The organism is Salibacterium sp. K-3 (genome assembly GCF_054052005.1).
In genome coordinates, this window is sequence record NZ_JBSVZE010000003.1 from 264775 (window position 1) to 277387 (window position 12613).

Sequence of the window (12613 nt, forward strand, 5' to 3'; positions counted from 1 at the left end):
TCGCCGGTGACCCAGACATTTGCCGTTGTATTAGCGGCCGGCAAAGGAACACGAATGCAGTCAGAGCAGCCAAAGGTTCTTCATCACGTATGCGGCAAACCGATGGTGCAGCATGTTATTGATCAGCTTCAGAATATGTCTGTAGAACGAATTCTTACGGTGGTCGGTTATAAAGCCGAGATGATTAAACAAGAGCTGGGCTCTTCTTCGGAGTATGCCTATCAAGCAGAGCAGCTTGGTACGGCTCATGCTGTGAAAATGTGCCAGACTCAGCTGGAGAAGCAGCAAGGGTCCACCCTCATTCTTACCGGGGATACTCCCTTCATTACAGAAAAAACATTGAGGTACTGCCTGGACCATCACCACCGTACAAACGCAGCGGCTACTATTTTAACCATGACCCCGGACGATCCATCAGGATACGGGCGGATCGTTCGGAACAAACAAAAACAGGTGGAGCGGATTGTCGAGCATAAAGATGCAACAGAGGAACAATTACTGCTCCGTGAAGTCAACTCAGGTATTTTCTGTTTTGATAATACTCTGTTGTTTCAAGCTCTGGAGAAGGTATCCACGGATAACAAGCAACAGGAATATTACCTCCCGGATGTCATTGAAATCTTAAAACGCGAAGGAGAAATAATATCTGCTTTCCCGGCCGGGCAAACGGAAGAATGTTTCGGAATTAACGATAGAACGCAGCTTAATGAGGTGGCGGAAATCTGTCAAAAAAGAATTATTGATTTCCATCAACGCCGTGACGTGACAATCAGTGATCCATCCACTACTTTAATAGAGGCCGAAGTTACTATTGGTCCCCGTACTATCATTGAACCTCGTACGAGCTTACGAGGACGTACTCAAATCGGAGCAGATTGTAAAGTTGGACCTGACGTTGACCTGATAGACTATAAGGTTGCCGATCACACCCATATTCACCATTCTCCTGCAAACGATGATGATACACATGCAGAATCATATATCCACTGAGGAGCAGGGGAAAAAATTAATAAGATCTTTATTTGTGACAAAAAAAGGGATGATTTCCACCTGCCTCCTGGTGGCTGCCTTTGTATCCTTGGTGATTTTTATGGGACAGGAAGATCACGTGAAAGCAACGTGGATATGGGACCTTGAAGATCTGGAAGAAAACCAGGAAGAAACGGTTTCCTTTCTAAGCAATAAAGGAGTCAATTTAGTCTATCTGCATATCGACTTCGAGGAATTTAACACGGATAGGTTTGAATCCTTCATTAAGCTGGCGGCCAAAAAGAATATTGACGTATACGCGCTTGGCGGTGATCCTAACTGGGCGTTAACCAAAAATCAAAATAGCCTGGATACCTTTGTTTCTATTGTTAAAGACTATAATCATCAGGCAGCAGAAGAAGAAAAATTCCAGGGCGTCCATGTTGATATTGAGCCTTACCTGCTGCCCGAATGGAAATCCGACAGAGAAAATATAGTGACTCAGTGGATCAGTAACCTTCATTATTTAAAAAATAAGGTGAAAACAGATTCAGAACTCGCGATCAGCGGGGATGTGCCTTTCTGGATAAATAAGGTCAAAATACCAGGGAAAAATAAATATGTGGGAGATTGGATGCTCACTTCGCTGGATTCTATCACGGTGATGGCCTACCGGGATCAGACAGAAGGAAAAAACGGAATAAAAGGTATTGCTTCCCCTCTCGTGGAACAGGCAGCCAACCGGAGCAAATCGGTCGTTATTGCGGTAAATGTCATTGAAACAGACGAAGGCGGTCACACGACCTTCCACGACAATTCTTTAAGCTACATGAAACACGAGTTAAATCTGCTCGAACATCGTTTTTCCGGGCATCCGGGATATGGTGGAATTGCCGTTCACGATTATCATTACTGGAAGTCAAATCAAAACGGGTAAAAACCGACGCGCCAAAGGAGCTGTATCAAAAGTTCGTTACATGCTGAGGCATCCGCTGCAGGCGGACGCTTGCCGCAGGCGTCGCCGCCTTCCGCTTCTGCCTCGATTATATTTTCTTTATCACAGGAAAGGGGCTGTACCTTTTGATACAGTCCCTTTGGTTTTTTTCTAATTGTCCACGTAAAAATATCACGATTTCCATGAATACAGTCATTATAATATATATGATCATATATAATTATATCACTAACTCACTTCACCCTCTTAGAAAATTGTAATGGAGTCAGGTAGCCAAATTTTTTAAATTCATTGCTCATATGGGATTGGTCATAGTAACCATTTTCGAGAAGTACATCGTGAATGGAATATTTTTTTAACAACGCCAGGGAATGTTGAAAACGTACTACTTCAAAAAACAATTTAGGAGAGATCCCAAATTGCGCGGAGAACTTTTTTCGTATATATCTTTCCGAATAGCCGGTATCTTGAGAAAGTACTTGTATCGAAGCAGTTCCTTTTGTAGCATAAGCCATTTGCAGCGTCTGCCGAAGTATTGGATCCTGAGAATACGTTAACTGAGGCAGCAGCCACTGTTTCACCAAGTTTATCCTGTCCTGAAAGTCTTCTGTTTTCAACAGATTCTCTTCAACTTCAAAAGATGTAGAAGAAATATCCTGAAACTCATATACTTCATTCTCTATTTCCTTCACCGAAGCCTGCAGAAGGGTAAAGTGCAGCCCAAATGGAAGACGTATTCCGAAATAATCCGCCTCAGGGTGGAATATAATATCTTTTGTTTTAGATAAATGACCGTATACATAAGTCTTCAAAAATCTGGGATGACAATAAATAAGAATGTCAATACATCCATCCGGGACTGTTGCAAATGTTCTACTCGAGCATTCATTTACTTTAAATTGATAAAAAGAGATAGGAATACAATCTTCAAATAAATATTCCTCCTGCTCCCAAAAATATTTTACATCTGTTTCATGGCCTGGTTGAAAAGGCTTAAAAACCGTGTGTTGAACCATAAGCTGCCTCCTTTCTTTTGTTCCGTTTTTTCCTATATTCTGAATTTTACTTCTTTTAATATAATAAGCAAATTACATTTTTTAAGGAAAGGTGATTATCTTGGAAAAAACAACGGAAAAGACGTACCATCCTCTGGAACCTTTGACAGCTGAAGAAATAAATAAAGCCGGGCGGTTAATTAAAGTGTCAGGTGCTGTACCAGATAACTGTTTATTTGTAAGCGTTTCCCTATATGAACCTCCTAAAAAAGAAATATTAGACTATCCGACTGCATCCATTAAGCGGAAAGCATTTGTCATCCTGATTGACAGCGTCGAGGAAACAACGTATGAAGTAATTGTTTCAATTTCAGACGAAACCATCCTTTCTGTTGAAAATAAAGCGGATGTTCAGCCGGCCATCGTGCCGGATGAGTTTGAGCAGTGCGAAGAAACCGTCAAAAATCATCCGGAAATTATAGAATCTGTGAAAAAACGCGGCATTGATGACATGGAAAATGTGATGGTGGATCCCTGGTCCGCCGGCAACTTCGGTTATGAAGAAGAGGAAGGCAGACGAATTGCCCGTGCCATGTGCTGGCTGAAAAAAGATGAATATGACAACGGCTATGCCAGGCCTATCTCAGGACTGTATGCATTCGTTGATTTAAATAAAATGGAAGTCATGAGTGTGATAGATAAAGGACCGGTCAGCATTCCACCTCTTGACGGAAATTACGCAGCGGATCGGGTTCCCAACCAACGCACCGATATTAAACCCCTGGATATCATTCAGGAAGAAGGACCAAGCTTTCACATCGACGGTCATCATATCGACTGGCAGAAATGGAACATTCGTTTCGGCTTCACAGCAAGAGAAGGGCTGGTGCTTCACCAGGTTTCCTACACGGACCAGGGAGAAGAACGCCCTATTCTGTACCGGGCCTCCTTGTCAGAGATGGTTGTACCCTATGCAGATCCCGAAGATCCGGTCAGCCGCAACAACGCCTTTGATGCCGGCGAATACGGAATCGGAATGCTCGCAAACTCTCTGGAGCTGGGGTGTGACTGCCTAGGGGAAATCCGCTATTTCGACGGCGTCATCTCTAACAGTAAAGGGGAAGCAGCTGTCATTCCAAACGCGATCTGTCTTCATGAAGAGGACTATGGCATCCTCTGGAAACACACAGACTGGAGAACAGAGCATGTGGAAGTGAGACGTTCCAGAAGACTGGTGCTGTCGAGCATCTCCACTGTCGGAAATTATGAATACGGCTTCTTCTGGTATTTTTACCAGGATGGCAACATAGATTTTGAAGTGAAACTGACCGGAATTCTGCATACGCAGGCACTGGAACCTGGCGAAACGTCTCCATACGGGAACCTTGTTGCCCCGCAGCTTTACGCACCGCACCATCAACATTTTTTCAATGTCAGACTGGATATGATGATTGACGGAGTCCAGAATACGGTATCTGAAGTAAATACCGAACAGTGCCCGGCCGATGAAAATAATCCGTACAAAAATGCTTTTGTCCCGAAAACGACAAATTTTACGTCGGAACAGGAATCCATCCGTGACGTGAACACAGCTTCAGCGCGCTACTGGAAAGTGTCCAACCCGAATAAAACAAATATCGTCGGGGCTCCCGTCAGTTACAAACTATTCCCGGGGGAAAACTGTTACCCTTATGCCCATGAAGATTCAAGTATTATGCAGCGGGCCGGGTTTTTAAAACACCATATGCATGTCACTCCTTACAGAGAGGATGAAAGATATGCCTCCGGGGATTACCCTAACCAGCATCCGGGTGGAGCGGGACTTACCACCTGGATGGAACAGGACCGCTCCATTGAAAATGAAGATGTCGTAGTCTGGTACACCATGGGACATCACCATATTACCCGTCCGGAAGACTGGCCGGTGATGCCGGTTGCCTACATGGGCTTTTCCCTGAAACCAGTCGGCTTTTTTGACCAGAATCCGGCTATAGATGTTCCTCCATCCAAACCGAAACATCAGGCCGGCCACTGCCATTGTGATTAGACAGTGAGGAGGGATTTTACATGCTGCTGCATTTAGTGATCACTATTCTTCTGAATGTTACCGGGATTATTTTTATTTACAGCTATCACAAACAGTGGAAGGATCAAATGCTCCACACGCATATTCTGGTTATGGCTGTAACCGGCCTTTCCAGTCTCATTATGGGGATCATCTCCGGACTGATGCTGGATCAAATGGCGCTCGCTTCCGTCCTTGCTGTATTATACGGCGTGCTCTTTGGCATCCTCGCCGGTAAACCGTTCCATGTATTCGTGGCAATGAGCGGCGCAGCTGAAGGTGTCATGGGAGGTATCATGGGCGCCATGACCGGTGTCATGATCATGGCCGGACCCTCCACAACCATTTTGTTGTTTACGCTTTATAGTATTTTCGCATGTGCGCTGGGGGCTGCCGCCTATTTCAGCAAAATGGAAAAAGAAAAGGCAGCTGATTCCAAGGAACAGCAGGAAAAGCCGATATAATAACATCCCAGGCCGCCTTATAGAAGCGGCCTGACTTTTATTGCTTATGTTTCACAACATTATGTTTAATTTCTTCCGCGAAATCCGTTAATTCTTCACTCGTTCCTGCTATTTCTTCCATCGATTCTGTCAATCCTTTCATGTTTGCCGATAACTGCTGAGTGCCTGCAGCATTTTCCTCGGACACGGCTGAGATATTTTCAATGGCAGCTGCCACGTTTTCTTTGCCCTCTTTCATTTTTTTCTGCGAATCATTCAACTGGACAATTGTGTCTTGAGTACTTTGCAGCGCGTCGGCGATTCTTTGAACATGTTGTTCGGTCGATTGTACGCTTTCGGTCTGTCCCTTCATCGTTTCCAGAAGTTCTTCGTTGGTTTGAACGGCCTGTTCCGTTTTTCCTGTGAGGTCTTCCGTGATTTTTTCTATTTCTTCAGTAAACTGATTGGATTGATCGGCCAGTTTTCGCACTTCTTCTGCCACGACAGCGAACCCTTTCCCTGCTTCTCCGGCACGGGAAGCCTCAATTGCTGCATTCAGCGCAAGAAGGTTGGTTTGATTTGATATATTTTTAATCATCAAACTCGCCTCATTGATTTTTTCCGCCTTTTGATGGGTGGTGGATATCACCCGGCTGATATTCTCAGAAGCCTGCTTGTTTTTTTCATTGTTTCGAACCAATTCCTCGATCGCGTTCTGTATTTTATTTTTTATCTCCAGAACCTCATCTGCCGAATGATTCAACTCCTGGATACCGGCATGGTCTTTTTCGATGACATCACTTAATTCACCGATAATGGAGGCAGCTTCTTCCGTATTTTCTGCCAATACCGTCGCACTCCTCGAAATTTCATCAATCGTTTGATAACTGTCTTCGGCGGCCCGGGACGACTCCTGAAACCTGAAAGACAATTGATTCGATGATTCTTCCAGCTTTTCCGCCATCCCGGCCAACTGCTCCACCATTTCTCTTTTATTTTCCCCGCCTGCCTGGACAGCCTGTCCCAACTGTTTCGTTTCTCTGGAACCATTTCTTAACATATCAAACAGTTCCTCTTCCGTGCAGCTTTCATACTTACTTTTGTGCAGCAAATCTTTATAAATTGTTCTCGCTTCATTTAATTGAATATCGACGCCTGCCACCCCGACATACTTTCCGTTTTCCTGTATCGGATAGGCGACTGTCGTAATAAGAATATTCTCCCCACTGGAGTCATCCACAAATGGATCTATAATCGTCAGCTCCCCCCGGCTTTTCGGAAGTGTATAATACTCCACGTCTTCAAAGCCGTCGGCAAATACGACTTCTTTTTTGCCTCCCTGCTTAAAACAATACGGGGAAAAGCGGCCGGTGGAGGTGTGATGTCCCGTCCCGGCGTACTCACGGTCGCGTCCGTCAAAAGCATTGTGGTCCCAGACCGCCCACATCCCCAAAAAACCTTCATTTTGATCCAGCATGTCCTGGAGCCAGCTGATCACCTGGTCCCTGCTTTTTTTGGAGTCAGAAAGCTGTTCCACCCGTTTCACAAAATGCTTCACTTCATCAATTCCAGTCTCCATCAATTTATAATCACCTAGAAAGGTTTTCTTTAAGAGTTCTTTGGAAACAACCATTATCCTGGATGTCTGCACATGGATTTTAATTATCACTCCAACAAACAGAATCATTGCAATAATGGATAGAGCGATCCCGATACTTTGATCCCGATATAGGATTCCGGTGAGTCCAAACAGCAATGACAACAATGTAAGTACGATTGAGTACATTTCTCTTCCCCCCAGCTCTAACAGAAACAGCACCTACATCCGAAAGATAGTAGATGCTGTGCTTTTTTATAATTTATCTTTTCCTAAGATTTCTCTAATTTCTTTGTCTCCGAATACCTGCTTTTCGAAATGCTCCTGGATTAACGAATACTGGCATATGAACCAACCGGAAAATTAGAAATACGCCCTGTTTGGAACCCTTCATATCCGAAAATCTTGCCGTAAGAGCGGAGGGCGGATAAATCTTCGACTACCAAACCAACGGTAGGAATAACTTTTTCCAACCATACAAACAAATACAATTGGTCAGCTAGTTTGTAGTAGTAACACTGATCAGTATCCGCCAGCCCTTTCTCACTGCCTTCTAGACAGTGCCATGTAAACCTGTTCTCATTTAAATAGATGTGTTCATATTTGTCTTTGTGACTGTAATCGAATTCAATCGTTTCACCAATTAAATCTGTAGTTTGTTGATGTGTTGGAGTCTCGGAAGTGAAAGGTTTATCAATGGATAAATGTTCAAATGCTGCTTTTACCGATGTTAGAGATTCTCCTCTTTCTGCACGATGCAGCATAGGCACAGAGATATCTTCAGAATCAGGGAGCTCTGCCTTCAGTTTTGTAGCAATATTTTTGTCTAAATCCAGAATCAATGAAATGGAAAAAGTGTCCCCAAAAGAAACAATAAAATCAACAAGATACAGATTATTTCTTGGCATCACGGCTGTATATTGGCATACAAATGACTCTGCTTCACCATTATTAATTTCCGACCATTTCAAAGTTTCAATATCAACAAATATTACTTCATAATTTGTTTCTTCCTTGCTATATAAATGAAGTTTTTTCCCAACCAAATTTTCTGTTGGCTGCATAATATTTTCGCTGATCCCAACTGATAGTTCACCTACACTAATAAACTCCTGATTGCCGCTCATAATATCTCTCCTATCCTTACACGTTATTGAGTAAAGGCATTATTTATTTACTGCATTCTCATCCGATTGTGTCGGCGGCACTTCGTTTGATTGAGCATCTGTTTTTTCCTGAGATTCAGCTATAAATATAGAAGCTAAAACAAGAATTAACGCAATAATATCTACGATTCGTATTGCTTCCCCAAAAAATATGACGGCAGCAATGGTTGAGACGACGGGTATAGCTGCGGTAGCCATACCAGCTGTACTTGCATTGATCCGCGGTATCCCTAAAAATGTAAAGACATAAGCAAGTACCCAAGCCAGCATCGCGTAAAAAAAGATTCCCAGCCAGGCAGCGCCATCATTAAAAATCGTCACATCAATTGAACTAAACTCATAAATCGCCATTGGTAAAGTCTGGATTATTCCAAAGAAACACAAACCAGCTGCTAACGTTATCGGAGGCAATTTTACGGAGAACTTCTTGGCATAGATGAAGAATAAAGACATCGACACTACCGCTAACAACATAAACAGAATGCCAAGACCATTGGAACCACCCTCAATTTCAACACCTGCAACGTTCATGATTAAAACAGCAATGATAGCTAATAAAATGGCAAATCCTTTCTTCATATTCAAACGCTCACGTAATAAGAACAATGCAAGCACTGCTACAACAGCAGGTGTAATGCTGGTAATAATCCCTACAGCAACAGGACTTGCATAAGTTAAACCGTACAGTTGAAAAACAGTGTACAATGTCACAGTTAATAATGCTTGCATAAAAATTCCGAAGTAATTTTTCAAGCCCAGCTGGGTCCACTTCGTTTTTTCATAGATTGTTGCAATGGGAACCAATATTAAGGTTGCTACGATAATCGTTATACAAGTAAACAGCCAAACCGGGAAGGTTTCCATCATCACTCCGCCGAGCGGAACACCAAGTCCAATACATGACATCGATATAAGAAACAGTAATAATCCTCTATCCATAATAAAATACCTCCATTTTTTATTCAGATTAGGCAGTTGTTGTCACAAAAAACTTCATAAACGGTTCTATGGTTCTCCATGTCCCTTCAAAACCGTTTGAAAAGGAGTAAACATGGCCAGGTTTCATTGTAATCTCTTCCCCATCACCGGTCGTGAGTATCGCTTTCCCTTCCACGACGTGAAATGTCTCTGTGCCTTCCACTCCATACGGCATACCATCCGGATGCTCTTCCGGGGTATGCTTCCATAAACCAACCGTTGTATGGTCATCGGATTTTATAACTTTCACGTCTCCGATCTTGTTCCCCTGCACCATAAAATCTTCCCATTTACCTGTTTGAATGCTCTCGGTGAAATAATTTCCCAAGCTTATCCCTCTTTCGTTAAAGATTGACTATCTTTTAGATACGAATGTACTTTATTACTCACTTTGAATCCGCTTTCAATTGCGCCGTCCATAAAACCGGCCCACCCATCAGCATAATCAGAACCTGCTAAAAACAGCCCATCTTCAGGACGCTGTAATTCAGCTAAATATTCTGTCAGTTGATTACGCTGCTGCATCGGCCATGTTTCCCCTGCAAACTCATCACTGACCCAATCGTGTCCTTCACTTTCAATAATTTCTGCTTCGGGTATCCAATACCTTACCGCTTTTTCCACCTCTTCACGGTTTTCAGGATTCAGCCTGCCTGCGTCCGGACCAAATCCAAGTAATATAGCATCTTCTCCAGCTTGGTATTCATATTGAATATAATTCAAGGGATAGTCAGCCGGAGCAAACGCTACGAAAGGTTTTGACCAATTCCTTATTTTTGCCCACAATTTCACTCCGGAGCTGGTCTGGCCTTCCCCTCCCGCTTTTTGTTTTGGTTCGGATAATGATGGAGAAAATTCGATGCTGTTCAATATATTTAATGGAAGCGTGACAACGACGGATCCCGCTTTATACACCTCCTGATCTTTTGTAACAACACTGTACCCATCACTATTTTTTTCTACTTTCCCTACTGTTTTTCCGGTTACAATGTCTCCGGTAACATCACTTGCAATGCTGTTAATTAACGCTTTTGTACCGTGTTTCAACTTGAAGAAAGCACAGATTTCCAGACACAGCTCCCAATCGTTATTGGAAAGAGCGAGCCACCGCAGTGCCTGGGTATACCCTCCTTTATCTGGATAACCATTAAAATTCAGTGCCCACATGCTGTAAACGAGGTCGTGAACTCTTGGATTTAACTGTAGTTCATTAATCTTATCCGCGACCGTTAAGTGATCTATCTCTTTAATATTTTCACCGGACAGAGGCTCATACGGATTCGGGAAATAGTCCCGGCATTGTTCTGAGAAGTACTCCATCCCTTCGCCGATCAAAGCAAATAAGTCATCAGGTGTACCGGATTCCAATTTATTGTCTGCAATCCAGTATGCTTCTTCGGGAATCGGTGAATGCGTGGTCTCTAAACCATAACGGGTGATTTCAGCCCACACGTGAGGCTGAAACCAATGCACCCATGTCCCTCCCAGTTCCAGTTTTCTTCCCATTCTCTCTTCGTACCATGTGCGTCCTCCAAGACGGTCTCTGCCTTCCAGAATCAGAGTTTTATAACCTTCATTATTTAACTGCCTTGCTGTCGTTAGTCCTGCAAATCCACCGCCTACAATAATTACATCATAATGATTTGCCACAATGAATTCTCCTCTTTAAAGGGCCGTATTTAAAGGGCCGTACCAATTCAGACCATTTTCACTTAAATCCACCCATACATGTTTGGTCCCGGTCTTCTGTTACTGCGTGAGTGGGCTTATGACCGATCATTTACATCGTTTTGTGTATTGTTGCTTTCAAATGCCGGGTGAAGGGGGGATCACGTGAACCCCCTGTTTCATTACGTTACAATCTCATAATGAACCAATACAGCTCCGTTTGTTGTAAAGTTGAACACATCATCGGCAACCTTTTGACCTGTTTCAGACTGTAATGCTTTATCCATTTCTTCCTTATTGTTGAAATCACCTTCCCAGATGCAGAAATACGGGCTGGGCTCCTCCATCCCCTGAATGTCCATTCCATATCTCATATCTTGCAGATGCGGCAGCGTTCTTGCTAGTGGAATGTGCTGTTGTTGATAATATTGTCTAAAATATTCAGGGTCTTTAGGCGCCGGATACATTACTTTCAAGCGATACATAACCTCACCTCTTTTCCCTTATTTAGATACTCCGGACGGACGAACTTCCCCTGAATATGCTTTAAACTGGTTTAAATATTGTTTGGTTCTTTCCGGAGAAGCAAGAATGTCCCATTGTTTAATAGGATCGTTAAAATTATTGGTGAAATCGTTGGCAATCTCCTTATTGGAAGACATGGCTGTCATTAATTCCACTAAATGAGGTTCGGGCGTGGGTGATCCAATCATAAAATTCACCCAGTTTGAAACAGAGGATAAATATTCCCATCTTCTTAATGCTACTTTTTCACAGAAATGAATATCATAATTGATTTCCTCCAGGATGGTCTGACCTAATACCCAGGCTGAATAAGATGCCGCATTAGCTCCCTGTCCGACAATCGGATCCACAGTCATATGAGCGTCACCCACTGAAACAGCGTAGGTACCATTAGCAAGATGAACATAAGATTCCCTGATCTCGGGGGTCAAACTTCCCTGAATAATATCTTTGGTGTCTGTCAAACCAAAAGTATCACGGTCCACACGTTCATAAGTGGCTTTATGATGACGTTTAAGCTTTTCAAGCACCAGTTCTTCAAAAGAGGATTGGTCTTCATGCGGGCTTACCTTCGAGAGAGGATCTAAATCTCCTTCTGGTACGTTTTCAAATAACAAGGCAGTGACATGACCGCTAAAGGAATATACAGGTATTTCCAGAAGATCTCCATGTCCCGGTGATGTACTGATTGTCGTGCCCCGCGGATTCGGATACTCGACGCCGCTGTACAGGCCGGCACACAAATTTCTTTGCGGGCTGGTAAAAGGAGAATGCTCTGCCACCCTTGAAAACAAGTTTTTAAAGCTTCCCTTCCCTGCTGCAACAACAATTAAATCGTGAGCTGTCGACAATTGATCAATATCTTCCTCCTGTAAGTCGGCTATTTTTATCGTCCCCCCTCTATTTTCAAATTCTTTCATAAGAGCAGGCAGGTATAAACGATAGTCAACAGCACAGCTCGGAAAATTAAAATCTCCTCGAAAATGAAGCGGATCCTCCGCGTTAATATAGTGGTAGTGGGAACAGTAGCCGTATTCCGGGCCATCCCAGAAGTTAACTCCTAAATGGCGTTCTCTGTGTCTGGTATTATGATGATGGGCTACCGTATTCGGAAGCCTTCCTTCTCTCAACTCATCAGCCGTTTTATTTGTATAAATCGTCACAGAGACCCCGTTCATTTTTAAGAACAATCCTAAATGCAGCCCTGCAACGCCGGCCCCTACAATCCCGATATCAGCCTCTTTCTTCAATG

General features: G+C 43.2%; 12 protein-coding genes. 4 read left to right on the forward strand and 8 right to left on the reverse strand.

Annotation, left to right across the window (positions count from 1 at the left end; genetic code table 11):
• Positions 1-6 precede the first annotated feature (6 nt).
• Positions 7-990, forward strand: coding sequence for a sugar phosphate nucleotidyltransferase (locus ACW9JV_RS16865; protein ID WP_457336570.1), 984 nt, complete (start codon positions 7-9; stop codon positions 988-990).
• Positions 968-1906 carry a hypothetical protein gene (locus tag ACW9JV_RS16870; protein ID WP_457336572.1) on the forward strand — a complete coding sequence of 313 codons (939 nt, stop codon included), beginning with the start codon at positions 968-970 and terminating at the stop codon, positions 1904-1906. Before ACW9JV_RS16865 ends, ACW9JV_RS16870 begins: the two co-directional genes overlap by 23 nt.
• 251 nt (positions 1907-2157) lie before the next feature.
• Here ACW9JV_RS16870 and ACW9JV_RS16875 read toward each other — a convergent pair whose 3' ends face one another.
• Complete coding sequence (locus tag ACW9JV_RS16875; protein WP_457336574.1) at positions 2158-2940, reverse strand: helix-turn-helix domain-containing protein; 783 nt, start codon at positions 2938-2940, stop codon at positions 2158-2160.
• 91 nt (positions 2941-3031) lie between these two features.
• Here ACW9JV_RS16875 and ACW9JV_RS16880 point away from each other — a divergent pair, with 91 nt between their 5' ends.
• Together ACW9JV_RS16880 and ACW9JV_RS16885 are read left to right on the forward strand one after the other, a co-directional pair.
• A complete protein-coding gene (locus ACW9JV_RS16880) occupies positions 3032-4966 on the forward strand; it encodes a primary-amine oxidase (RefSeq protein ID WP_457336576.1) in 1935 nt (644 codons plus the stop codon).
• Positions 4967-4986: 20 nt separating this feature from the next.
• Positions 4987-5448: a hypothetical protein gene (locus ACW9JV_RS16885; protein ID WP_457336578.1), complete on the forward strand. Its 462-nt coding sequence runs from the start codon at positions 4987-4989 to the stop codon at positions 5446-5448.
• A 37-nt stretch (positions 5449-5485) separates the two neighbouring features.
• On the opposite strand, the gene ACW9JV_RS16890 is transcribed toward ACW9JV_RS16885, so the two are convergent.
• The 7 genes from ACW9JV_RS16890 to ACW9JV_RS16920 form a co-directional block, all read right to left on the reverse strand.
• Entirely contained in the window at positions 5486-7213 is a 1728-nt protein-coding gene (locus ACW9JV_RS16890; RefSeq protein WP_457336580.1) for a methyl-accepting chemotaxis protein, read from the reverse strand.
• A 140-nt stretch (positions 7214-7353) separates the two neighbouring features.
• Positions 7354-8151: a MoaF C-terminal domain-containing protein gene (locus tag ACW9JV_RS16895; protein ID WP_457336582.1), complete on the reverse strand. Its 798-nt coding sequence runs from the start codon at positions 8149-8151 to the stop codon at positions 7354-7356.
• A gap of 39 nt (positions 8152-8190) precedes the next feature.
• Positions 8191-9129: a DMT family transporter gene (locus ACW9JV_RS16900; protein ID WP_457336584.1), complete on the reverse strand. Its 939-nt coding sequence runs from the start codon at positions 9127-9129 to the stop codon at positions 8191-8193.
• A 28-nt stretch (positions 9130-9157) separates the two neighbouring features.
• Positions 9158-9496, reverse strand: a complete 339-nt coding sequence (locus tag ACW9JV_RS16905) for a cupin domain-containing protein (RefSeq protein WP_457336586.1) — start codon at positions 9494-9496, stop codon at positions 9158-9160.
• Between the two features lie 2 nt (positions 9497-9498).
• Positions 9499-10818, reverse strand: coding sequence for a flavin monoamine oxidase family protein (locus ACW9JV_RS16910; RefSeq protein ID WP_457336588.1), 1320 nt, complete (start codon positions 10816-10818; stop codon positions 9499-9501).
• Positions 10819-11018: 200 nt separating this feature from the next.
• Positions 11019-11321, reverse strand: a complete 303-nt coding sequence (locus ACW9JV_RS16915) for an EthD family reductase (protein WP_457336590.1) — start codon at positions 11319-11321, stop codon at positions 11019-11021.
• An 18-nt stretch (positions 11322-11339) separates the two neighbouring features.
• Positions 11340-12611, reverse strand: coding sequence for a styrene monooxygenase/indole monooxygenase family protein (locus tag ACW9JV_RS16920; protein WP_457336592.1), 1272 nt, complete (start codon positions 12609-12611; stop codon positions 11340-11342).
• Positions 12612-12613 lie beyond the last annotated feature (2 nt).